This window comes from Serratia sp. NPDC087055, from assembly GCF_044900985.1.
GTDB lineage: Bacteria > Pseudomonadota > Gammaproteobacteria > Enterobacterales > Enterobacteriaceae > Serratia.
In genome coordinates, this window is sequence record NZ_JBJDOG010000001.1 from 329631 (window position 1) to 351834 (window position 22204).

Genomic DNA, 22204 nt, shown 5'->3' on the forward strand with positions numbered 1-22204 from the left:
TCCCGCCAATCGCCGTTATTGCGCTGTACCGTATACGTCAAAATCAAAGTATTTATCGTTCACTTTCTTGTAGGTGCCGTTGGCAATGATCGCTTTGAGCGCGGCATTGAACGCATTGAGCAACGCGGTATCTTCTTTACGCAACCCAATGCCGTCGCCGATACCGAAATACTTGCTGTCATTAAGCTCGGCACCGGTAAAGGCAAAATCCTTTCCGGCAGGCGTATGGAAAAACTCACTGGCGCTGACGCTGGCTAACAGCGACGCATCCAGGCGCCCGTTGACCAAATCTTCATTGGCCTCCTGTTGGCTCTGGTAGGACACCACGTTAACCCCGGCTGGCCGCCATAGAGCGTTGGCATAAGTTTCCTGACTGGAGCCCTGTTGCACGCCAATGGATTTACCTTTTAGCGAAGCCGCGGTAGGTTGCAGATCGCTCCCTTTACGGGCCACTAACCGTGCTGGGGCATTGGACACTTTATCCGAGAAGGCAATTTGTGCCTGGCGCTGTGGCGTAATGGTCATTGACGAGGCGATGGCATCGAACTTTTTCGCCTGTAATCCGGGGATCATCCCATCCCAACTGCTTTCGACCCAAACGCATTTGGCCTGCATTTGCTCGCACATTGCCTGTGCAATGTCGACACCGAATCCGGTCAGAGCACCCTGCGGCGTCTTGTATTCCAACGGTGGATAGGTTGGGTCGACGCCCAGCTTAATGACTTTGCCGCTGAACTCCCCACCAATGGCCGCGAAACTCAACGCCAGCGGCAGCAATAAAATCAGGCTACTTTTTGTTTTCATTTCATTTTCCTCAGTGTTGTGGTGTTCAAAAGGGCATTAAGCCAAAAAGCGTTCAACCAACTTGACCCAATACGTCGCGCCGATCGGCAAGCACGCGTCGTTGAAATCGTAACTGGCGTTATGCAGTGAATTGCCGGGCGTACTTTCACCGTTGCCAATCGAGATATAGCTGCCGGGGCATTGCTCCAGCATAAAGGCGAAGTCTTCGCTGGCGGTAAATGGCCGCAGCGAGGGGATCAACTGCTGTTCACCCGCCCAGTCCAGTGCCACTTCACGCGCCAGATCGGTTTCCGCTGCGTGGTTCACCAGCACAGGGTAACCCTGCTGATAGTCAATCTCCGCACGGGCACCAAAGCTGGCAGCTTGCGCTTCAACCAGCGCGATAATGCGGTTTTCTAGGCGTTGACGTACCCCGGCATTCAGGGCGCGCACGCTCAGCGTCATGGTGGCGGTAGCGGGGATCACATTGCTGGCAAGCCCTGCCTGGATCGCGCCTACGGTGATAATCGCCGTTTCCTGTGGGTCTATATTGCGGGATACGATGGTTTGCAGGCTCATCACAATGGCAGCGCAGACCACAACCGGATCGACCGTGTGTTGTGGGACTGCACCATGGCCACCGTGGCCGTGCAGGATGATATTGACCGTATCGGCCGAGCACATGAAAGGACCACTGGCAAAACCGAGTAGACCCGCCGGGAAGCCGGGTACGTTATGCATGGCAAACACCGCGTCGCAAGGGAAGCGCTCAAACAGGCCATCTTCCATCATCACTCTGGCTCCGCCACCGCCTTCTTCTGCCGGTTGAAAAATCAGGTGCAGAGTACCGGTAAAGTCAGAATGCTGTGCCAGATAGCGCGCTGCCGCCAACAACATCGTTGTGTGGCCATCATGACCGCAGGCGTGCATCACGCCGCTGTGGGTGCTGGTATAGGGCAACCCGCTGGTTTCCTCAATGGGCAGCGCGTCCATATCGGCACGTAAACCGAGAGTTTTCCCTGTGCCACGTTGAAGGGTGGCGACAACCCCGGTTTGTCCTATGTTGCGTGTGACTTGATAGCCCCATTCGGTCAGCAATTTTGCGACCAAATCACTCGTAGCGAACTCGTTGAATCCCAATTCAGGGTGCGCATGAATATGGTGGCGGATAGCGACCATTTCATGCTGAACGGCGGCTATTTCAGGTAAAATAAGCAAATTTTCCATTGTGGCATCCCGATTGAATGTTCAATCCCCGACGCGAAGGGACGCCGGAAACCAGGTTATTCCGAGACTAGCAAACAACCTTTTGGCCGGGGAGCCGTCGTTCAGTTATGCTGACAACAACAGGTTGTCATGGAGGTGTAATGAAACTGCATCAGTTACAGGCTTTGGTTGCCAGTGCCGACGGTGGCAGCATTCGCGCCGCAGCGCGGCAATTGGGCCTTTCACAGGCCGCAGTGACACGGGCCTTACGCGAGTTGGAACAGCAACAGGCGCTGCCTTTGCTGATCCGCACGCCCGCCGGGTTGGGTTTCACGCCCTATGGGAAGACGCTGTTGGCGCATGCCCGCTTGGTGTTGAACCAACTGGAACAGGCCAGCAATGAGATGGCGGGCCTGCGCGGGCTGGCGCAAGAGCAGGTTAAAGTGGCGATCACGCCATGGCTGATGTTGACGGTGTTGCCAACGGCAGTAGTGGCCTTTCGTAAAAAGATGCCGAAGGTGAAACTGGAGCTGTTTGAAAGCCTGATGGCCAACGCGCAATCTCAACTGCGAGAGGGCACGATGGATTTTGCCATCACGCCGCTGCCGGCATCGATGGCACCGCAGGAGTTTCATTGCGAGCCGCTGCTGGATTATGAAACGGCGGTGATGGTGCGGCATGGGCATCCGTTAAGCCAAAGTACCTCGATCCATCAGTTGCTGGATCAAGACTGGGTGCTGAACTATACCCCAGACAATTATGGCGATCTCATCCACCACCTGTTCAGCCGACACGGTGCCCAGCTCGATCCTAACCGCATCATTCATGCGCATTCACTTGGCATGTTGCAGGCAATGGTAGAGTCGGCGGATATGTGTACCTGGAGCCCGGCTCCGTTGCTTGGGTTACCGCAATTTGCCGGACGTCTGCAACCGCTGGCGCTACGGGAGGGTTGCGATCTGGCGCGGTTGAACATCGTTACCCGGCGCAATAGCATTCTCAGCACCGCTGCCCATGCCCTGATTGATAACCTGGTGCGCGCCCTGCGTCAGCACGCCCGCTCCGCACGGCAGGAAGACCGGCTGATTTATGATCGGGTACGGCTGTTGATCTAGCTGGGGCAGCACGTTGGGATTGATGCGGTAGAGCCGATCGTTAACGGACACTTTTAGTGTTGGGTTCTTTTGAATGCGTCGTTTGTATCACGGGTTTATAACCAATAAACCTACTCCGTTTGCTGTGACGCAGACGCCTGCTCATTCTCGCACGCCCGAAATGCCCGGGGGGTATGGCCGCTCCATTTTTTAAATGCCTTGCTGAAAGCCACGTCAGATTCATATCCATACTGCCCGGCCAGTTGACTAAGGCGGATCTGCGAATGCCGTAGCTGCTCTGCAGCCAGATACATTCGCCATTCTGTCAGGTAGTGCATGGGGGTCTGGCCTATCAGCATCTTAAATCTTTCAGCAAAACGTGAGCGAGACATGCCAATCGCATGGCCGAGCCCCTCGATACTCCAGGATTCACCGGGGCTCTGGTGCATCAGCGCGAGGGATTTTGCTATCTGTGGATCGGTCAAGCCATTGAGCCACCCAGCGTTGAAGTGGTGACGCTGGGAAAGAGCGTGGCGGATTGCCTGCACAAATAAAATATCGGCCAGACGAACGGCAATCGTGCTCATACCGGGGAGCTCTGAATCTAATTCTTCGCTCAACAGCGTCAATGAAGGAGGGAGCCAGGGATTGTCCTCCGCGCTGAGATGAAGATAATCCGGCAGCGCAGTAACCAGCGGGTTACGCAGGGATTCGCCAAAGTTAAATATGCCGGTCACCAGTTTTGTTTGGTCTTCTCCGGGCTGGCCGACTGCAATACGGGTTGCATGGAAACGGGCATTTGAACCAGCACGGGTATGCCCGTGGCTTGCCAGCAACTGCGTAAACTCTACCGTCCTGGCATCTGGTTTGCTCAATAGGTCATGTCGATGCCCTGCGGGGATCATCACCATGTCTCCTTCCCTGAGGTGAATAAGTTGTTGTTCCCCAGGCAAACGCAACCAGGCGCCCCCCGACAATAGCAGGTGAAATGGAGCGCCATGCGGATGCGGCGCTTTGGCTACCCCCCAATGACCATTAAGCGTCAACTGGCAGAATATTGAGCTCTTGAGCTTTAACTGTTCCAACAGGTAATCGAGTGTATTCATGGTCTTAATTCCTGGACGATATGTCTGTTATTTTGGATTTTTAGTGATAAATAATCCAGTCATTGTTTCTATAATCTGACTCGCACAGTTTCACGGGCACCAGCTATTCACTCAAAACACAGCGAGATTCAACATGATGAAATTAAGCGGGAATACCATTCTGGTCACGGGGGGTGGCAGCGGCATAGGGCGAGGTCTGGCTGAAGCGCTCTTTCGCTCTGATAATTCAGTGATTATCGCCGGGCGACGCGAGTCAGCCCTAAAACGGGTGTGCGAGGCAAACCCGGGTATGCAATACCAGGTAATGGATATCAGTGAGGTGGACAACCTGGCTGAGGTGACTCAACATTTGGTGACCCGTTTCCCTGAACTGAATGTTCTTGTTAATAATGCCGGCGTGCAGTTTGCCGAGGATCTCACCCACCCGGAACCGTTAACGATGCTGTCATCAATCGCCACGAACATGACGGGGCCGATGATACTGACCAGCACACTATTGCCCCATCTACTGACACAGTCAGAAAGTGCTGTCATTAACGTCACGTCTGATTTGGCATTTATGCCCTATACACGAGTGCCGTCATACTGTGCCGCCAAGGCCGGGCTTCATTCTTGGACTGAATCTTTACGCTTCCAGTTGCGTGAATCTCGTATTCACGTCATTGAAATTACTCCGCCGATGGTACAAACCGATCTGCACGGCAGTAAAGACAGCCAGATAGCAATGCCTCTGGATGACTTCATCGAGGAGGTCATGGTTTTGCTTCAGTCCGACAGTCAGTCAAAAGAAATCAACGTTGAACGCAGCAAATTGTTCCGCTTCGCTGAACGAAACGGGAAATACGATGAGATTTTTCTGGCGTTGAATAGTCACCAGTAAAGCTCTGCGCCTAAGCACATTCCGTGCAGCGATACCGCGCGGAATTTATCTGACGCAAAGCATACGGCACCCGCATCCCCGATTTATCGTGGTGATCGGCTTGGTGACGGAAGCGGACGTACAAACATCCGTGAAAATATCGTAGTATCCTAAGCCATGGAAGGCTTGGCTTCTGTCAGCTATTGCAACGTCGACCCTTGCTTCACTATCTTCTTATACGCTTTCAGACACAGCGGGTAACTCATTTTGAATATCAATAAGTATGGTCAACCTGTAGGTTTCCCGCTGCCGGACTGGCAGCCTCTTGCCTTTCCTCCACGGACTCAGCTAAGTGGCCGTCACTGTAACCTTTTACCTCTGGAAACCCGTCATGGCGAGGCACTGTTTCAGGCATATTCGCTGACCGAAGATGACAGGGACTGGACCTGGCTTGGCGCCGAAAAACCCGCGAGTCTGGCAGAAATGATGTTATGGATTACCGGCAAAGTTAACGATTTCAGCCTGGTTTCATGGGTCGTGGCAGATATAAAAAACAACCGCCCGGTGGGTGTGGTCTGCTACAGCAACGTTGATCCCGTAAACGGAGCGATGGAGATCGGGCATGTTACCTGGTCGCCGTTGATGCAAAAAACCAGCATGGGAACGGAGGCTCTCTTTCTGCTGATGAAAAATGCCTTTACCTTGGGCTACCGGCGGATTGCATGGCGTTGCGACTCACTCAATCAGGCATCAAGGAACGCAGCCGAAAGAGTCGGGTTTACGTTTGAAGGGCGTTTTCGTCAGGCCATGACACGTAAGCAGCGCAATCGTGACACTGACTGGCTTTCCGTCATTGACACAGATTGGCCGAATATTGAAAGAGCGCTTGAGGGCTGGCTGTCGCTGGAAAATTTCAACCAGAACGGCGCACAAAAGCGCAGGCTGGAAACCTTCTTTCTGGATAGCCGATAACAGTGAGGAGCCGGATCGGCATACCTGGTCTGGACAAATCTGGCTGCTCAAAAACGTTGTGTTCGCCTGCATATGCGTCAGGAGGTCTCTTTTACAACGTTTATCGCGTTTATAACGGAAGAGGGTGAAAAGAAAGACGAGGATACCTTTGTCTACGCACTTCTCAAAAAAAGAGTGGGAGTCAAAGGTGTCGCTGTATGCCTGCCGCTTGCTCGCCGCTGGCCTCGATTATCGTTATCGGTGATGTGGGCCAAAAGAAAGTGAACATGCATGAGTAACCCTGCGGCTTAATGAAATTCAAAAGATTTTTGTCCGCTATCTTTCATCGTTCAGAATGGGGTTTCAGAAATGGACAGAGAAAAACTCAAAAAAGACTGGGTGAAAATCGCGCCGCCTTCTGCCAAAGTTGAACGCATCGAAGCATATTTTAGCGGCCACGGCTATGAACCTCATCGCCATGACACCTATGCTATTGGCAGGACATTATCAGGCGTACAAAGTTTTAATTATCGCGGCAGTAAACGACATAGCTTACCCGGTAATATTATGGTTTTACATCCGGACGAAATTCACGATGGCGAAGCAGGAACGCTGGATGGGTTCCAATATCGGATGATTTATCTCGACCCATCATTAATTCAGAACATACTGGGTGGGAGACCTTTGCCTTTCATTGCCGGTGGGGTTACTGCTGATCCACGTCTTTTTTCTGCTACCGCATCGTTGTTAACAGCGGTAGAGGATTCTTTTGACATGCTTGAAGAGGATGATGCCCTCTATGATTTGGCCCAAACATTGGCCATTGTCAGCGGGCAGGGTTATCACAGGCGGGCATTTGACTATAAGGCAGCAGAAATTGCGCGCCAATATATACACTCTGCATTTAGTGAAAATATAACGCTGGATACGTTATCGAAAGTCAGCGGCAGAGATCGCTGGAGTTTAAGCCGAGATTTTCGAGTGCTTTTCGGCACCAGTCCTTATCGATATGTCACCATGCGCCGCCTGGAATACTGCAGACGCCTTATGGTAACGAGCCTATCACTTGCAGAGGTCGCTGTGGAATCCGGATTTTCAGATCAAAGTCATATGACACGGCAATTTATCAAAACATTCGGAATTTCACCGGGGCGGTGGCTGAAAATCATCAATAAAGGCAGCGGTTAAGTTGCACAATCATTCAAGACTGCTCAAATCCACATGATCTACAGTGTTCTCTCCTTGACCATATGGAGAGTAAAAATGCATTCCCCTATTAATCTGGAAAATAAATTTTCTCTGTTCGATGAACACTGGAAACCGAAAGTCATTACGGAGATGAATGACTACCAATTTAAAATCGTCAAAATAAAAGGGGATTTCGTCTGGCACTCGCATATCGATACTGATGAGGCATTTATCGTTATCGATGGTGTTTTGCGCATCGACTTTCGGGATGGGCATGTGCTGGTTAAGTCAGGGGAGATATATGTGGTTTCTAAAGGTGTCGAGCATAAAACCTCTGCCGAGTCGGAAGTTAAACTTATGATGATAGAACCGCGAGGCGTATTGAATACGGGACATGAGGGGGGCGAACGCACCGCGGAGAACGACGTTTGGATTTAATGAATTAATGTGGCTGTATTATTGCGATGCCTGTAAAACCAGAGGTTAAATTCTGGTTTTATATTTTTGGTTTTCTTGAGAATATATTTGAATTCAATAAATAATGATTCCTTACTGAATTATTCAATGGGAATCTACTTTGGTTGAGTCATTGAGCGTCCACTGTATGATTTTAGGTGCGCTGATGACGGGCCCAGAATAGTTGCCGATAGCCGAGGACCAAAAGCTGACACAACGCCAGGGGCATCGATCCTCAGGATGCCGGTCAACCTCAACGAGCACCTGTAATCACGAGAAGTGAGCAGGTTCCAGCGACAGGTTTTCAGAACGGGCTGGCATGACGGGCTCTGATCCACTCTTCGCCAATAGGATGTACAAAATGCAGTTCACTGGCATGTAGCATCAGCCGCGGAGCCTGTTCGGTTCCTGGCAGCAGGCGGCCGCCATACAGGTCGCAGCCCAAAATAGGGTGGCCAAGTTGCTGACAGTGAATGCGGAGCTGATGCGTGCGCCCGGTTTCCGGGGTGAGCTGTACCCGCGTTAATGGCAATAACGTCCCGTCTTCCAGCGTATGTTCAACGCGTTCAACGACCTGATAATGGGAACGGGCGGGCTTACCGCGGATTGCGCAAATCGACATTAGCGGAAACAGTGCCGGGTCTTTGGCAATGGCTGCGTCTATCACCCCGTGGTTATCGTCAAGATGTCCGCAAAGCAGTGCGCTATACACTTTGGTTACGGCGCGCTGGCTGAACTGTTGGCACAGGGCGGCATTGATCGTTTTATTGAGGGCGATCACCATCAGCCCGGATGTACCGAAATCTAATCGATGGACGAGGGTGCAACCGGGGAAGATCTGTACCAGCCGGTGATGCACCGAATCCAGATTTTGCGGGTTTTTCCCCGATAGGCTAAGCAACCCGGCAGGCTTATTGATAAGCGCCAGGTGCTCGTCCTGATAGAGAATCTCTATCTTGTCGTGGCAGGGTGGGGCAATAAAGGTATCGATAATTGTAGACATCAGGCTGCCCGGATGGAGTGTGGGGGCGGATAATAACCAATTTTAAGCCGGCTGACGAATGGTGGCCGCTTTTCGCCATCAATCGAAAATGACGTAAAGCAAAACGCCCGCTTAAGTTTCCTTAAGCGGGCTTCTCTAATTTGGCTCCTCTGACGGGGATCGCCTTTGCCAGTAACTGGCTAATAAATAAGCTAAACCTGAATTCCCTTTCTGTCAGACCACCAGAATGACCACCAATCGAAGCTGGTTATATAAAACTGATTTGAGCTGTCTCGTGCATTTGGTGATCGTGACTATGATCATATCTAGAAGGGCAGTCTGCTCTGTGCCAGGAGCGGACGTTGTTAACGAAAAGAGATTCTGGAGGCTGCGGCCAGTATAGATGCAGCCTTCATGGAACATGAGGGTTGTAACTATGAGATGTACGAATTATTTTCCGACAGTGTCAGACATTACTCCGAAGGAGCTGAAACTTAACTGGTGGATGGGTACCGTTATGGTTATCATAATTAGTAGAGCATATATCAATGAAGTACAATAGACATTCTATTAGAATGATTTCATTGGGAAGGTGATAAAAATGATCAAAACATGGAGTGATTTAGAAAGTTACACTCAGTACGTTTACTCGACCTTACTTAATCCACGAGATAATGGAGTAGAAGTCAGTCGTAACGTTATACTCAAAGGATTAAAAGGTGAATATCAAATCGATGTATTTTACCAGTTTGAAAATGCAGGTGTCATACATCGTGTAGCGATAGAGTGTAAATATCATAATCGCCCTCTTGATCGTGATACCATTATGCCATTTTGCAATAAAATTACTGATATTGGGAACATTATCGGGGTTATAGTCAGTAAGTCTGGTTACCAGAGTGGCGCAAAAGAATACGCAGAAAAGCACGGCATTACTTTACTAACAGTTGAAGATTTACCAAAGTTTAACATATTGGTTTCTGATTATTTGATAAATTCAGCTTTGCCTACAAAAGATTGGATTGGTGAGCCTTTTTGGATTTTGATGGAAAGAGAGGAAGATAATGTTTCAGGCTCATACTATAAGTTCGCACAAAAGCATAACGGAAGGGATATAATACCCTTGTTCTTTTCAAAGCGTGAAGCAATCGACTTTTTGAATGAATCCGAACAGGCAACGGATTTTGCAATACGTGGTGTTCCGCAACATTATTTGAAACGTTTTATTGGAATGACAGAACGCTTAAATCCTTTATTTTCCTTGATGCTTCCTGCTTTGACGGAAGAGCAAGCTAAGGGTTTTTTAATTGAATTAACTGAATTAAAGAAAAGATATCTATTATCAGAAATATTACCTGAGGAATATCAAGAGTTTTACGTTGAAAGGAAGTCACGATACGAGAATGAACTTACTCTTTTTAAAATATTAAAAACAATGAAAGGTAAAATTGGAAAAGAATTGGCGGAAAAAATTTTGAAAAGAAAACAATAGGTAATAAAAATAATGAAGCGTGATCTTAGAGAAATCTAACGTCAGCTCCTCGCGCGTAAAAACCATAATGTGGCTCGGGCACTTCAGTAATAAAAATCTATTCACTTTGTTAATTAATTGAAAGCTAACCAATCACTGGTGGTAGATAGTTTTACTGATTTTCTGGGGCGTGTGAATATCAATGAAGTAAATTGAGAACAACTTAAAGAAAATCTATGCTTGCCTGTAGCAACCTTGCTAAAGTCATAGACTGATTTTCAGTGGGAGACTCTTGAGGACTGAGATGGGACGCAGATCGGGATTTGAAGGTTTTATTCGCGCGACAGCTAGAGCGGTAGCAGCAGCAGAGCGTGAGCGGAAGAGGTCAGAAAGAAATCATTTTGTTGAGGTACGGCGTTTAGAACGTGAGGCTATAAGAGAAAATGCACATATATTACGCGTACATAAAGCGGCTGAAAAAGCAGCTAAAGTCGCGTATTTAGAAGGGCGAGTGGATGAGGTGTCCGACCTGAATGCTGATTTGGAAGAGGTTATCATTGCCCTTTCAACTTTACTTGAACATACACTCGAGTTTGATGATTCGATAGATTTCTCAGCTTTAAAAAAAACGTCTCAGTTCGAAGATTTCAAAACGCCTAGGCACTTATTACCTGAGGCAGAGCCTGAGCTGAAAATTGTGAATGTTCCTCCTGCATGGAAAATGATTTTCCCGTGGGTGCAAAAAAATTATCAACGAGAATTGCAAAGTTCCGAAGAGGTTTTCGCTAGAAGAAAAGAAGAATATCTGCGAAAGGCTTCTAACCAGAAGACCGAGTTGGATTCGTTGGTCGAAGAATATCAAAAGCATAGAACTGCCTATTTCGAAGAAATTGAAAGGCAGCATGAGGAAGTTAATCAGTTTGAACTAGACTATCTGGCATGTGTCCCTGAAAGTGTACAGGCTTATTGTGAAATGGTTCTGACACGCTCTGAATATCCAGAGGTTGGTTTTCCTCAATCATTTAGACTTGCATACTTACCTGAGAATAAAGAATTAGTAGTTGAATACAGTTTGCCAGAGATATCTATTGTCCCAAGTCAGCTTGAGTATAAGTACGTTAAGACAAGAGATACCATCGAGGCAAAGGCTAGAAAAGCTAACGAAATAAAAGAACTTTATCAAAATATAATTGCAGCAATTACACTTCGAACTTTGCATGAGCTGTTCGAAGCAGATAAGGCCTCAGCCTTAAACACCGTTCTTTTTAACGGTGTTATCGAGACCGTTGATCCGACCAGCGGCCATGACATCGTCGTTACGTTGGTTTCCGCTCGAGCGCACAAAGATGATTTTATACAAATCAAACTTGAACGAGTTGAAAAAATTGCATGTCTCCGGAGTCTGGGGGCTAAAGTTTCAGGACGACCTGATGAGCTCCAAGCAGTCAAGCCCATTCTTGAGTTTGATATGGTTGATAAACGCTTCATTGATCAAGGTGACGCACTTTCAGGCCTTGAAACTCGTCCAAACCTTATGGAGCTTTCTCCATCTGAGTTCGAAGTATTGGTCTCAAACCTATTTACGCAAATGGGATTAGATACGAAACTTACCAGGGGCACAAAAGACGGTGGTGTTGATGCGGTTGCATTTGATACACGCCCAATTCTGGGAGGTAAAGTTGTTATTCAAGCCAAAAGATATAAAGACACGGTCGGTGTCAGCTCCGTCAGAGACCTGTACGGTACAATGATGAATGAGGGTGCCAACAAAGGGATTTTGGTCTGTACCAGTCAGTATGGCAAAGACGCTTATCGGTTTTGTGAGGATAAACCAATAGAACTCATTGATGGCGGAGGTCTTCTTTATCTCTTAAAGGAGCACGCTGGCGTATTTGCCCGTATTAATCCAAATTTTTAAGTAATTTTAAGGATGTCATGAAGGTAGCACATTCGTTAAGTTCATTACTTTATCTGAGCCGTTGCAAATCCATTAGTATGAAGAACTGTTAGTGTTGTAATTCCTAATGGTCCTTAGCCATAAGCGGACTGGCAAGTCCGCTTTCTCTTGGCAGACGTAGCGACCCCTTCAGTCCGACCGTTATGTGCCAGAAGCAGACGTTATGCCGGTTCTGAAACAATGCTTTTTATGGTGACGTCCTCATCTCGTTGATGAAGACGTCACTAACATTGCGGCCTGTCAATCTGCAGAGGTTGATGTTGGAATTCGGGCAATGACCTTAATTTCAAAATCGAATCCCGCAAGCCAGGTCACTCCAACGGCTGTCCAGTTTGGGTAAGGGGGCTGCGGGAAAATTGACTGTTTCACCTGCATAATTGTCGGAAATTGATTTTCCGGGTCGGTATGAAAGGTGGTGACATCAAGCAGGTCGTCAAACGTACAACCCGCTGCTGCAAGAGTCGCTGCCAGGTTATCAAACGCAAGTTGCACCTGCGCGGCAAAATCCGGCTCCGGCGTACCGTCGGCGCGGCTGCCAACCTGGCCGGAAACGAACAACATATCGCCAGAGCGGATCGCGGCAGAATAACCGTGTTCTTCATAGAGGGCATGGCGGTTAGCAGGAAAAATAGGCTCACGCTGGATCATGGAATTTCCTTTCTTAAGTCAATGTGTGATGCGGGATGCGCGGTATGCAAAATTGATTTAATATACGCGGCGTATGTTGAATTAATCACACATACGCCGCGTATGTCAAATGACATCCGTTCTGTATGTCTAAAAGGAGATCGTATGGCCACCAAACGCCGCGCCGAAACAATGGAAGAGAACCGAGCCAAATTGATTACGGCAGCGCGGAAGTCCTTTGCCGAAAATGGTTTTGCTGCCGTATCGATGGATGAACTAACCGCCAGCGTTGGCCTGACACGGGGGGCGCTATACCACAACTTTGGTGATAAAAAGGGGCTGCTTGCCGCTGTTGTTGCTCAAGTAGACGGCGAAATGGCACAGCGAGCCAAAGCCGCTGCCGCGAATGCCGGTGACGACTGGGAAAGGCTGCTGGCTGAAGGGATTGCCTATATTAAGATGGCGCTGGACACGGAAGTAAGGCGCATCGTGCTGCTTGATGGCCCGGCTTTCCTTGGGGATCCAGCGCAATGGCCGAGCCAGAATAGTTGCCTCGAGTCTACCCGTCAGATCGTCATAAATTTGATCGAACGCGGCGTACTTAAATCGGTTGACGCGGATGCCGCTGCACATCTGTTAAACAGTGCCGCGCTGAATTCCGCACTTTGGATTGCTGCGAGCGACGATCCGCAGCGGGCGCTGCCAAAAATTATAGAGGTGTTTACTCAACTGGCAAGCGGCTTACGGAATAGTTCCAATAAACAATGATGAGACGTTTATAGGGGGGAGCTAAAATCTTTCAGTACGCACGGGGAGTTTAAAGCCACGACTTCTTCATCTCATCAGACAAAATACTAAACAACGAAGGCGTCAGGAAACAGATCTCTTCTATCGCTCATCAGAATGGCGCTCATTAGAAACCTGCATGCTGCGCTTGTTGTGGTCGCTCACCTAGAGCGCATGGAATTGTATTATCTGTTGATCATATTTTTCCTCGTTCAAAGTTTCCGCATTTTGCATTAGAAAAATCAAAGTTGCAGGTACTGTGTGATGACTGCAACTTGGCGAAATCGAATGCCACTTTTGATGATTGGCGAGAATGAACGCTATCCTGAATCAGGATAGCGTTGCATCGGCCCGTTGAACGCATAGCTTAAAGCGTTCCTTAAGCTCAGTGAACCTGTGTACCTCGTGCCAAGGGCGGACGCTATGCTAATCAATGGCGAGGTTGTCAGGCTGGATAGTACGTTTAGCCAGTTTCTTTTGGAGTATTATGACCATTACGGGAAATCCAAATGCGGCTAATGCACTTACAACCAGCAGTATGTTTAGATTTTCCGTTGTTATTCCAAGGCCAGGGAGTAATAAGGAAGACAGAAAGAATGCGTGGGTTGTTACCAGGTGCATAATTGCTGTCTGTAGTGAAGAAAAACTGGCTCGTTGTTCATCTTTAGGATAGTGGATAATAACCGACGAAGCGGATACAAGTCGGCTATATGAGGCTCCAAGAAATAAAGTTATAAATAAAAATGTATTATGATAGCCCATCGCAGGAATCAGTAGACTTGCTACGAATAACAGCGTTGAAATTGTTGCCAGCATCAGGGAAGGTAAACGTGATGTCAGGATGCCTGTTATTTTTGTAGACAGAGAACCTACAACTCCTCCACTTAAAAATAATAAGGGTAAAAGGTTTTGTTGTGTACCCATATACTGCGTCATTAACGGAGTCAAAATGGGAATAATGAGCATTGGACTAAATTGCACCAGTGCAGTACAAGAGGCGAAAAGTAAGGTTTGCATGTCAATAGACAGATTGACCTTTACGCGTGATGGGGCCGTATCCTTTGGAATGAAAAGTACTATCAACGGTAAAGACACCAGACAAAGGGAACTGATTAACCACAGCGCAGTATGCCAACCATAGTGTGTGCACAAAAATAATATAGCGGGCATTCCGACGATACTGACCATCGAAAATGATGCAATCACCGTTGCCAGTATTTTTCCACGTAAGTTTACTGGGGCATAATTTATCAAAATACTCATACCCACGCCCATTGTCGTACCACCAACCAATCCTGCGCAAAATCGTAGTGCCAGAAGAGTGTGAAAATGAGTAGTGAGTGTTGACAAAAAGGTGAGTGCTCCGAGCAGTAACATATTCTTGATTAAGAATTGTTTTTTATTAAACAGGTCGATCCAATAAAAAGCAGCAACTCCAGAGAGAACAGCACCCAGTGTGTACATACCCGAGACATAGCCAGAAAATGATACAGGAACCGCGAACCCGTCGGCCATAAAAGCAAAAATAGGCGTTAACGCCATGTATTCCAATGCATTAGTGAACTGGACAAAAGCGATTACAATAGCTATCCGCATGAGGGATTTATGATTAAACGTCGGTGTGACCAGTGGCATAGCAGGCAACCTATGGATGAAAGATATCCGAGTTTAACCGCTATCAATGGTGCGCATTAGATGATAAAAATGGCACTTATTATTATCATATATGGGATAGTTGATGCGTCCGGCTCTTGATTTTAATACCCTGAAAGTGTTCATTGCAGTGGTTGAAAGCGAAAGCTTTGTTGGGGCATCGAAAGTCCTTGAAATGCCGACATCAAATGTCAGTCGTTGTATTTCTCAGTTAGAAGACAGGCTGAATCTTCAGCTCATCGAGCGCAGTACCCGACATATGAAGCTCACCCAGGCGGGGCAGCTACTCTATACCCGAGCGAAGCCATTACTGGAGGCGCTTGAGCAAACTGAGACAGAATTAACGTTGCGGCAAATGCAGCTCAAGGGCCCATTGCGTATCTGTATTCCCAATGAAATAGGCCCTGCATTGCTGGGTTCTGTTGTTGCCGATTTCGCCTGTCAGCACCCGGATCTGGAGATAAGCTGTGTCACAAATTTGTCAGGTTTCGAATCCCTGCGGGACGATCTGGATTTAGCTGTCATTATTACCCGTGGTCAGATGGATGACAGTGACTACATCGCCCGCCATCTGGTGACTATCCCATGTACTATTGTTGCAGCCCCCTCCGTTATTCAGCGTTATGGCACCCCTTCGCATATCCAACAATTTGAAAAACTACCCTGTATTACAACGGTAAGCGCACTGAAAGGTGCTCCCTGGCAGTTTGTCAATACAAAGGGGAGATTCGAGACGGTCAAGGTTAAAGGGCATTACCGGGTAAACAGCGGAGAGATGGCAGGGCGAGCTGCGGTAGCAGGCGTCGGTTTTGCAATTCTGTCGAAACAAGCCTGCCAACCCTACATTAACGATGGACGGTTAATCGAGGTTGAATTTGAACAATCGCCAGCCCCATTGCAATTGTTTGCACTTTATTCAGATCGACGTTACCTACCCGCTAAAACAAGAGCACTCATTGATTTCATGCATCAGAAATTGAGCAATATATCCTTCGCAACCTAAGGCAGCGTTGAATCATCGCAGAGAGTCCAGTTGGCACAATGAATCTCTACATCGTCAGCTTCTCGCTGTGAGTTAAACGGGTCGATGCAACGCAATCCTAAATCAAGGTGAAATTAACCCGTCAGATAACGGGTCACCAACAAAATCAATTCACATTTTAGATCTGAAGACATTAATTGGCCGCGCCGCGATGCATCGTGTACGACACCTTCAATTGCTGAAGCCAGCACATGGCTGGCGACCTGTGCCCGCGCCGAACCTAGCTGACGGGCAGTAAAAGCAGCATAGTATTCAGCATAGCGACGTTCAAACTCCTGATGTGCATCACGTCTGGAGAGCGGCACTTCATCAAGCAAAACGCGATGCAAACGCGGATTAATTAAATGCGCAGCGATGATGCCATCAATCATTCGCTCAACCTGCACTGTTAATGAGTCAGCCTGCGTCGACCCGTTAGCATTGACGGTTTCAAAAACCCGCAATATAGACTCGAGATGTTGCTGGCGTATCGCTTCTGCCAGAGCCAACTTATTGGGAAAATACTGGTAAAGCGAGCCAATACTGACCCCAGCGATGCGCGCCACTTCATTGGTATTAAATTTTGCCCATCCTTTTTCAGCCAATATGCGAGTAGCAACATCCAGGATGATGCCGACCAAAAATCGTGAGCGGCTTTGCTGCGGCTTTTTGCGCATGTTTCGCTTTGCATCTGGAACACGAGTATTCACGTGGTGGCTCTCCGATTGATAATGCGAGCATTAACTCACATATCAAAAAGGAAATAAAATGGCCCTTACAGCGCAGTACAACAGAAAAATTAATTTGCTTAAACGCTCTTCTGGCATGCCAGGACCCGATAATTTTGAGATTGTTGAGCATCCTGACATGGCGTGCAGTGACAATGAGGTATTGGTTCGCAATTGTTGGTTTCGGGTCTCAATTTCTACCCGCCTGATAATGAGTGAAGAGGCCGGAAGTGTAAAAGGCATTCCGTTTCCTCCCATCAACGTTGGCGATACGCTGGCAGATGCGGCCATTGGTCAGATTGTGTCTGCGCCTGCGGCTAGCGGTTTGCAACCGGGTGAATTCGTACTTCATCCGTTTGGATGGCGAGAATATGCTGTTGTCGGCATAGAACTCTGTACGCGATTAGGCGACAAGCTGTTGAATCCAGCCGCCTATTTGGGACATGGCTGGACGGCGTATGCCGCTCTGACGCGTGCGACTCAGGTTAAACCTGACGATGTGGTTTTTGTTTCGAGCGGAGCGGGGGCGATTGGCTCCATGGCAGGACAAATTGCCCGTAAGCTTGGCGCCAAACGAATCATTGGCAGTACTGGAACGCCAGAAAAAGCGTCTTGGATGAAGCGGGAATTGGGTTATGACGAGGTCATCATTCGCGGTGACGGTAATATCAGCGAGCAACTGCACCGCTATGCCCCCGACGGCATTGACTTATTTATTGATATTGTGGGCGGTGAGCAATTGGAGGCCGCAGTTTCTCACTCTCGGGAAGGGGCGAGGCTTGTTCTGCTTGGGGCATTATCCGCCGAACTTGCAGATGCAAAGTCGACCAAATATGCCCCTGTGGAAATAGATGCTTTCGCTATTATCGTCAAGGGCGTTAGGATACGCGGATACAGCGCTGACGAAAATCCAGAAGTATTTGCCGAATGGCTTTCCTGTTTGTCACAACCTTTATGGGCAGACATCGCGTTTCCCATGACCCGGTTTAAAGGACTGGAATCAGCACCATTGGCACTGAAAGAAACGTGTTCCGGTAAGGCGCGTGGTCTGGTACTCGTTGAGCTTTAAACAATATTTAAGGCCAGATTGTATTGGCTTAAAGGCTGACGCGAGTTCAACCGAAATCTAGAGGTCACAAGAGAAAAGACGGCTATATTCGGTTCGCGCTGGTGCGCCAAGCGGCCCCAACGAACGAAGCGCGGGCAGCTATTCATACGAAGGAAGTAAGATGCTTTTGCCAGATTCAAGCTTTATAAAAACCCTTTATCAATCGTCATGTGAAGAATGAGTCGTCCGCTGTTTGTTTCTCTGGATGGGCCCAAGGGAGCCGGTAAAACCACACTGTTGGAAGCCATCACGAAAGTACTAAGGGCAGAGAACAAGAAGGTGATCCGGCTTTGCGAGAAGAAAAGCGATCCCTACAGGGGGGAAACAATGGCCCTTGTTAACAAACTCGTCAGAAACCCCACCCTGGAGTTGGAACTGAAGGTTTGTGAGCGCTTTGCTGATAGCCGTGCTTGGATTTCCCAGCACGTGCTGACTAAACAGCCACCGGACAGCATTATCTTGATGGATCGCTGGTACCCGTCGGATGCCGCATTTCGCCGGATGGTTCCATTTGCAGAGATTTTACAGCTTAACATTGCACGAAACGTGCGAACGCCAGATCTGCATGTCGGGGTTGTTACAGCGCCTGATATTTCATGGGCGAGGGCTGCGGCCCGATCGCGTGGGCTAAGTAGTACTGTGATTCATAAGCTGGAAGAACATGTCGCTTGTACCAAAGCGTTCGAGCGAGAAATTGCAAATCACGGCTGGGTTCTATGCCGCAATGAAGGAACCATCGAAGACGCAACGATGCAGGTGATTTCTGAGATCTACAGAGTGCTTGCATGCCCCATAGGCATCGATTTTGCGGACAGAACCTCCGCTGCAGGCCGCCAGTAATTACGGTAACCTTATTGTGTCACTCTCTACCCAGTGTGAACCTCCGATGGGTGTTGCGTCTAGAGAATCGAAACCACTCAGTATTTTCAGTCTTTGACACGGAGAAAATATTGTCGGTGAGCCCAGCTTTTTGTGACCAAAAGGGTTAGCCGGCATTTTCTTTGGGGCAAGTTCAGGAGGTTGCGTTATGTTTTTGGGCAGCCAGTAGCAGGCACACCGACGTCATCAGCAGAGGTAAAGTCACCTTGGTCGATGTTGGGAGCACTAAAATCCCTTCGTTATTATTGTGTCAGGCAGTATCCATGCTGCCCGTATTGATCCTATGCGACAACATTGTTCAGGTTTGAAATAAAAACCTCACTCTGCCTGGATTGACTGAGTCTCCACGTTCGATCCGCTGAGACCAGGAATGAGTTTTTCTGTTCTAACTGCTGATCCTCGTCACCGTCCAACAAACCGAAAAAGCAAAACGCCCGCTTAAGTTTCCTTAAGCGGGCGTCTCTAATATGGCTCCTCTGACTGGACTCGAACCAGTGACATACGGATTAACAGTCCGCCGTTCTACCGACTGAACTACAGAGGAATCGTGTGAACGGGGCGAATAATAGCGGGGTGGTGCGGCTTTGTCAAAGCACTAAACTGCGAAAAAAGTGCGTTTGCTGTCGTAATGAGCATGTTGCGTTGTTTTTCGGCACTCATCTTGTTTATCCGCGCGGTTTATCATCCAACATTGCTGTCGTCGTTATTGCACCGATCATTGCACGTTTAAGGTGCGAGAGGCGGTATACGCGTGAACGCGCGGTGAAAACGATAGCGATGTTTACCCTGAAATCCCCACTGGAAACCTCCTGAGGGTGCTGAAACCTCGCATTTTCCCTCCGATATGTAGGATGAATGAACAGAAAATATGTATTGGCCGTCACAATGGCTAGATTTTTGCTTGTTTAAATGCGTGGAATGCGACTGCGCTCTCGCGCAAATTATTTTCGCCGTCTACACATAAAGTGACTGGTGCACGCCCCTGGGCGTTCCGCTATACCCGTCAGACTTGAAGCCGTATCGGTGTTATCGCCGCTTTGATACAGCGCCAATTATTTGGGGTCTAAAAACAGTGCTGAGGAAAACAACAATGTCATCTAAATTGATTAAAAGTCCGCTCGCTGCTCTGCTTATCGGTTGTTTAGGTTCTGCTTTTTATGCTCAGGCCGATATCGTTATCGGCGTCGCCGGGCCGTTCTCTGGGCCGAATGCGACCTATGGCGATCAGTACTGGCGTGGTGCTTCGCAAGCGGCAGCGGATATTAACGCCGCCGGCGGGATTAAAGGGGAAAAAATCAAACTGGTTCAGGGGGATGATGCCTGCGAACCCAAACAGGCGGTCGCCGTTGCCAACCGCTTGGTGGATCAGGACAAGGTCGCTGCGGTAGTGGGCCACTTCTGCTCATCCTCCACCATGCCCGCCTCCGAGGTGTATGACGAGGCAGGCATTATCGCCATCACGCCCGGTTCCACCAACCCGCAAATTACCGAACGCGGCATGGCCAACATGTTCCGCATGTGCGGGCGTGACGATCAGCAAGGGGTGATCGCCACCAACTACATGCTGAACACCCTGAAGGCCAAACGCATTGCGGTCATCCACGACAAAGACACCTACGGCCAGGGGCTGGCGGATGCCGCCAGGGCGGAGATGAACAAGCGCGGCGTGAAGGAAGTGCTGTATGAAGGGCTGTCGCGCGGCGAAAAAGACTTTAACGCACTGGTGACCAAGATTGCGTCGGTCAAACCTGACGTGGTCTATTTTGGCGGTTGCCACCCAGAGGCAGGGCCATTGGTGCGCCAGATGCGTGAACAGGGTGTGACCGCCAAGTTCTTCTCCGGTGACTGCATCGTGACTGAAGAGCTGGTGACCGCTGCCGGCGGGCCGCAGTACACCAACGGTGTGCTGATGACCTTCGGTAACGATCCGCGTCTGATCCCGGAAGGCAAAACGGTGATCGCCAAGTTCCGCGCCAGCGGTTTTGAACCTGAAGGTTACACCCTCTACTCCTACGCTTCTATTCAGGCGATCGCTGCGGCGTTCAACGCGACCGGGGGCAAAGACAGCGCCAAGGCCAGCGAATGGCTGAAGTCGAATGATGTGGATACCGTGATGGGTAAAAAGGCCTGGGACAAGAAGGGCGACCTGAAGGTATCGGATTACGTGGTCTATCAGTGGGATGATAAAGGCAAATATCACCAACTTTAAAATCCTCTGCGTCTTTCAAGCCACAGCGTTGTTGGCTGCATACGTTCACCCCAGTCACTTAGTGGACCTAAGTTTCTGGGGATTCACGTACTTGTCGCCTAACTGTAACTTGAAATCCATTGAGGATTAACGCATAAGCGGATCCGCGGATCCGCGCCGATACTTCCCTTGGGCCGCGTCTGCATGTGCTTGCGGTCCCACCAGGCGAGACTGCTCATTATGGATGTTTTCTTTCTGCAACAGTTGATCAACGGCCTGACGCTCGGCGCAGTTTACGGCCTGATCGCCATCGGCTACACCATGGTTTACGGCATTATCGGCATGATTAACTTCGCCCACGGCGAGGTCTATATGATCTCCGCCTATCTGTGTGCCATCGGGCTGGCGCTGTTGTCATTCTTTGGTCTGCAATCCTTCCCATTACTGATCCTCGGCACGCTGGTGTTTACCATTGTGATCACCGGGGTATATGGCTGGGTGATCGAGCGTATCGCCTACAAACCTTTGCGCAACTCTACGCGTCTGGCGCCGTTGATCTCCGCTATCGGTATGTCGCTGATCCTGCAAAACTACGCGCAAATCAGCCAGGGGCCACGCCAGCAGGGGATTCCGACATTGCTGGATGGCGTATTCCGCCTCAACTTTGACGGCGGGGTGATCCAAATCACCTACACCAAGGTGTTTATCCTGGTCGCCTCACTGTTGGGCATGGCCATCCTCACATACATCATTCAGCACACCCGCCTGGGGCGTATTTGCCGTGCGACCCAGCAGGATCGCAAGATGGCATCCATTCTGGGTATCAATACCGATCGGGTCATCTCCCTGGTGTTCGTGATTGGCGCTGCGATGGCCGGTTTGGCCGGGGTGCTGATTACCATGAACTACGGCACCTTTGACTTCTACGTCGGCTTTATCATCGGTATTAAAGCCTTTACCGCCGCGGTGTTGGGGGGTATCGGTTCGCTGCCCGGCGCCATGCTGGGGGGCTTGCTGCTGGGCGTCGCGGAGGCGCAATTTGCCGGCATGGTGAACTCAGATTACAAAGACGTATTTTCCTTCGGCCTGCTGGTGGTGATCCTGATTTTCCGCCCTCAGGGCCTGCTCGGACGCCCCATGGTTGCTAAGGTTTGAGGGATA

The 22204-nt window shown here is 49.2% G+C and carries 20 protein-coding genes, 1 tRNA gene and 2 pseudogenes; 14 read left to right on the top strand and 9 right to left on the bottom strand.

The window, feature by feature from the left end:
* Positions 1–15: 15 nt before the first annotated feature.
* Together ACI2J2_RS01480 and ACI2J2_RS01485 are read right to left on the bottom strand one after the other, a co-directional pair.
* The gene (locus tag ACI2J2_RS01480; protein WP_209636021.1) at positions 16–804 is read right to left on the bottom strand and encodes an ABC transporter substrate-binding protein; all 789 of its coding nucleotides are present in this window, start codon (positions 802–804) and stop codon (positions 16–18) included.
* 36 nt (positions 805–840) lie between these two features.
* A complete protein-coding gene (locus tag ACI2J2_RS01485; RefSeq protein WP_265556555.1) occupies positions 841–2010 on the bottom strand; it encodes a M20 aminoacylase family protein in 1170 nt (389 codons plus the stop codon).
* Positions 2011–2150: 140 nt separating this feature from the next.
* On the opposite strand from ACI2J2_RS01485, the gene ACI2J2_RS01490 reads away from it, so the two are divergent.
* Complete coding sequence (locus tag ACI2J2_RS01490; RefSeq protein ID WP_265556554.1) at positions 2151–3104, top strand: LysR family transcriptional regulator; 954 nt, start codon at positions 2151–2153, stop codon at positions 3102–3104.
* A gap of 110 nt (positions 3105–3214) precedes the next feature.
* Here the strand turns inward: ACI2J2_RS01490 and ACI2J2_RS01495 are convergent, their stop codons facing one another.
* The gene (locus ACI2J2_RS01495; RefSeq protein WP_404759253.1) at positions 3215–4189 is read right to left on the bottom strand and encodes an AraC family transcriptional regulator; all 975 of its coding nucleotides are present in this window, start codon (positions 4187–4189) and stop codon (positions 3215–3217) included.
* 133 nt (positions 4190–4322) lie between these two features.
* Here ACI2J2_RS01495 and ACI2J2_RS01500 point away from each other — a divergent pair, with 133 nt between their 5' ends.
* The 4 genes from ACI2J2_RS01500 (at position 4323) to ACI2J2_RS01515 (ending at position 7625) form a co-directional block, all read left to right on the top strand.
* Entirely contained in the window at positions 4323–5069 is a 747-nt protein-coding gene (locus ACI2J2_RS01500) for an SDR family oxidoreductase (RefSeq protein ID WP_404759254.1), read from the top strand.
* 246 nt (positions 5070–5315) lie between these two features.
* A complete protein-coding gene (locus tag ACI2J2_RS01505; protein WP_404759255.1) occupies positions 5316–6020 on the top strand; it encodes a GNAT family N-acetyltransferase in 705 nt (234 codons plus the stop codon).
* A gap of 348 nt (positions 6021–6368) precedes the next feature.
* Positions 6369–7187: an AraC family transcriptional regulator gene (locus ACI2J2_RS01510; RefSeq protein WP_404759256.1), complete on the top strand. Its 819-nt coding sequence runs from the start codon at positions 6369–6371 to the stop codon at positions 7185–7187.
* Positions 7188–7262: 75 nt separating this feature from the next.
* Complete coding sequence (locus ACI2J2_RS01515; protein ID WP_404759257.1) at positions 7263–7625, top strand: cupin domain-containing protein; 363 nt, start codon at positions 7263–7265, stop codon at positions 7623–7625.
* Positions 7626–7947: 322 nt separating this feature from the next.
* Here ACI2J2_RS01515 and ACI2J2_RS01520 read toward each other — a convergent pair whose 3' ends face one another.
* Together ACI2J2_RS01520 and ACI2J2_RS01525 are read right to left on the bottom strand one after the other, a co-directional pair.
* Positions 7948–8646, bottom strand: a complete 699-nt coding sequence (locus ACI2J2_RS01520) for an RluA family pseudouridine synthase (protein WP_404759258.1) — start codon at positions 8644–8646, stop codon at positions 7948–7950.
* A gap of 121 nt (positions 8647–8767) precedes the next feature.
* Positions 8768–8949: pseudogene (locus ACI2J2_RS01525) on the bottom strand (hypothetical protein).
* A gap of 277 nt (positions 8950–9226) precedes the next feature.
* Here ACI2J2_RS01525 and ACI2J2_RS01530 point away from each other — a divergent pair.
* Together ACI2J2_RS01530 and ACI2J2_RS01535 are read left to right on the top strand one after the other, a co-directional pair.
* Positions 9227–10117, top strand: coding sequence for a restriction endonuclease (locus ACI2J2_RS01530; protein WP_404759259.1), 891 nt, complete (start codon positions 9227–9229; stop codon positions 10115–10117).
* 283 nt (positions 10118–10400) lie between these two features.
* A complete protein-coding gene (locus ACI2J2_RS01535) occupies positions 10401–12014 on the top strand; it encodes a restriction endonuclease (protein WP_209636000.1) in 1614 nt (537 codons plus the stop codon).
* 279 nt (positions 12015–12293) lie between these two features.
* On the opposite strand, the gene ACI2J2_RS01540 is transcribed toward ACI2J2_RS01535, so the two are convergent.
* Positions 12294–12701 (bottom strand): RidA family protein, encoded by a 408-nt coding sequence (locus tag ACI2J2_RS01540; RefSeq protein ID WP_404759260.1) that lies wholly within the window; start codon positions 12699–12701, stop codon positions 12294–12296.
* A gap of 144 nt (positions 12702–12845) precedes the next feature.
* Between ACI2J2_RS01540 and ACI2J2_RS01545 the strand changes: the two genes are divergently transcribed.
* Both ACI2J2_RS01545 and ACI2J2_RS01550 read left to right on the top strand, forming a co-directional pair.
* Positions 12846–13448, top strand: coding sequence for a TetR/AcrR family transcriptional regulator (locus ACI2J2_RS01545; protein ID WP_265556545.1), 603 nt, complete (start codon positions 12846–12848; stop codon positions 13446–13448).
* 173 nt (positions 13449–13621) lie between these two features.
* Positions 13622–13783 (top strand): annotated as a pseudogene (locus ACI2J2_RS01550) (HNH endonuclease); the annotation flags it as partial.
* Between the two features lie 109 nt (positions 13784–13892).
* On the opposite strand, the gene ACI2J2_RS01555 reads toward ACI2J2_RS01550, so the two are convergent.
* A complete protein-coding gene (locus ACI2J2_RS01555) occupies positions 13893–15101 on the bottom strand; it encodes an MFS transporter (RefSeq protein ID WP_404759261.1) in 1209 nt (402 codons plus the stop codon).
* Positions 15102–15204: 103 nt separating this feature from the next.
* Between ACI2J2_RS01555 and ACI2J2_RS01560 the strand changes: the two genes are divergently transcribed.
* The gene (locus tag ACI2J2_RS01560) at positions 15205–16122 is read left to right on the top strand and encodes a LysR family transcriptional regulator (RefSeq protein WP_404759262.1); all 918 of its coding nucleotides are present in this window, start codon (positions 15205–15207) and stop codon (positions 16120–16122) included.
* A 113-nt stretch (positions 16123–16235) separates the two neighbouring features.
* Here ACI2J2_RS01560 and ACI2J2_RS01565 read toward each other — a convergent pair whose 3' ends face one another.
* Complete coding sequence (locus ACI2J2_RS01565; RefSeq protein ID WP_404759263.1) at positions 16236–16850, bottom strand: TetR/AcrR family transcriptional regulator; 615 nt, start codon at positions 16848–16850, stop codon at positions 16236–16238.
* A 58-nt stretch (positions 16851–16908) separates the two neighbouring features.
* Between ACI2J2_RS01565 and ACI2J2_RS01570 the strand changes: the two genes are divergently transcribed.
* Together ACI2J2_RS01570 and ACI2J2_RS01575 are read left to right on the top strand one after the other, a co-directional pair.
* On the top strand, positions 16909–17937 hold the full coding sequence (locus ACI2J2_RS01570; protein ID WP_404759264.1) for an MDR family NADP-dependent oxidoreductase: 1029 nt from the start codon (positions 16909–16911) through the stop codon (positions 17935–17937).
* A 216-nt stretch (positions 17938–18153) separates the two neighbouring features.
* On the top strand, positions 18154–18816 hold the full coding sequence (locus ACI2J2_RS01575) for a dTMP kinase (RefSeq protein ID WP_404759265.1): 663 nt from the start codon (positions 18154–18156) through the stop codon (positions 18814–18816).
* A gap of 507 nt (positions 18817–19323) precedes the next feature.
* On the opposite strand, the gene ACI2J2_RS01580 is transcribed toward ACI2J2_RS01575, so the two are convergent.
* Positions 19324–19399 (bottom strand) — tRNA-Asn (locus ACI2J2_RS01580).
* 546 nt (positions 19400–19945) lie between these two features.
* Between ACI2J2_RS01580 and ACI2J2_RS01585 the strand changes: the two genes are divergently transcribed.
* Both ACI2J2_RS01585 and ACI2J2_RS01590 read left to right on the top strand, forming a co-directional pair.
* On the top strand, positions 19946–21064 hold the full coding sequence (locus tag ACI2J2_RS01585; protein ID WP_404759266.1) for a branched-chain amino acid ABC transporter substrate-binding protein: 1119 nt from the start codon (positions 19946–19948) through the stop codon (positions 21062–21064).
* Positions 21065–21283: 219 nt separating this feature from the next.
* Entirely contained in the window at positions 21284–22198 is a 915-nt protein-coding gene (locus tag ACI2J2_RS01590; RefSeq protein WP_044552474.1) for an ABC transporter permease subunit, read from the top strand.
* Positions 22199–22204: the final 6 nt, after the last annotated feature.

Excerpts from the sequence above, each read along its gene's own strand:
- ACI2J2_RS01480 (WP_209636021.1), bottom strand. The coding sequence starts at position 804 with ATGAAAACAAAAAGTAGCCTGATTTTATTGCTGCCGCTGGCGTTGAGT.
- ACI2J2_RS01485 (WP_265556555.1), bottom strand. The coding sequence starts at position 2,010 with ATGGAAAATTTGCTTATTTTACCTGAAATAGCCGCCGTTCAGCATGAA.
- ACI2J2_RS01490 (WP_265556554.1), top strand. The coding sequence starts at position 2,151 with ATGAAACTGCATCAGTTACAGGCTTTGGTTGCCAGTGCCGACGGTGGC.
- ACI2J2_RS01495 (WP_404759253.1), bottom strand. The coding sequence starts at position 4,189 with ATGAATACACTCGATTACCTGTTGGAACAGTTAAAGCTCAAGAGCTCA.
- ACI2J2_RS01500 (WP_404759254.1), top strand. The coding sequence starts at position 4,323 with ATGATGAAATTAAGCGGGAATACCATTCTGGTCACGGGGGGTGGCAGC.
- ACI2J2_RS01510 (WP_404759256.1), top strand. The coding sequence starts at position 6,369 with ATGGACAGAGAAAAACTCAAAAAAGACTGGGTGAAAATCGCGCCGCCT.
- ACI2J2_RS01515 (WP_404759257.1), top strand. The coding sequence starts at position 7,263 with ATGCATTCCCCTATTAATCTGGAAAATAAATTTTCTCTGTTCGATGAA.
- ACI2J2_RS01520 (WP_404759258.1), bottom strand. The coding sequence starts at position 8,646 with ATGTCTACAATTATCGATACCTTTATTGCCCCACCCTGCCACGACAAG.
- ACI2J2_RS01530 (WP_404759259.1), top strand. The coding sequence starts at position 9,227 with ATGATCAAAACATGGAGTGATTTAGAAAGTTACACTCAGTACGTTTAC.
- ACI2J2_RS01535 (WP_209636000.1), top strand. The coding sequence starts at position 10,401 with ATGGGACGCAGATCGGGATTTGAAGGTTTTATTCGCGCGACAGCTAGA.
- ACI2J2_RS01540 (WP_404759260.1), bottom strand. The coding sequence starts at position 12,701 with ATGATCCAGCGTGAGCCTATTTTTCCTGCTAACCGCCATGCCCTCTAT.
- ACI2J2_RS01545 (WP_265556545.1), top strand. The coding sequence starts at position 12,846 with ATGGCCACCAAACGCCGCGCCGAAACAATGGAAGAGAACCGAGCCAAA.
- ACI2J2_RS01555 (WP_404759261.1), bottom strand. The coding sequence starts at position 15,101 with ATGCCACTGGTCACACCGACGTTTAATCATAAATCCCTCATGCGGATA.
- ACI2J2_RS01560 (WP_404759262.1), top strand. The coding sequence starts at position 15,205 with ATGCGTCCGGCTCTTGATTTTAATACCCTGAAAGTGTTCATTGCAGTG.
- ACI2J2_RS01570 (WP_404759264.1), top strand. The coding sequence starts at position 16,909 with ATGGCCCTTACAGCGCAGTACAACAGAAAAATTAATTTGCTTAAACGC.
- ACI2J2_RS01575 (WP_404759265.1), top strand. The coding sequence starts at position 18,154 with ATGAGTCGTCCGCTGTTTGTTTCTCTGGATGGGCCCAAGGGAGCCGGT.
- ACI2J2_RS01585 (WP_404759266.1), top strand. The coding sequence starts at position 19,946 with ATGTCATCTAAATTGATTAAAAGTCCGCTCGCTGCTCTGCTTATCGGT.
- ACI2J2_RS01590 (WP_044552474.1), top strand. The coding sequence starts at position 21,284 with ATGGATGTTTTCTTTCTGCAACAGTTGATCAACGGCCTGACGCTCGGC.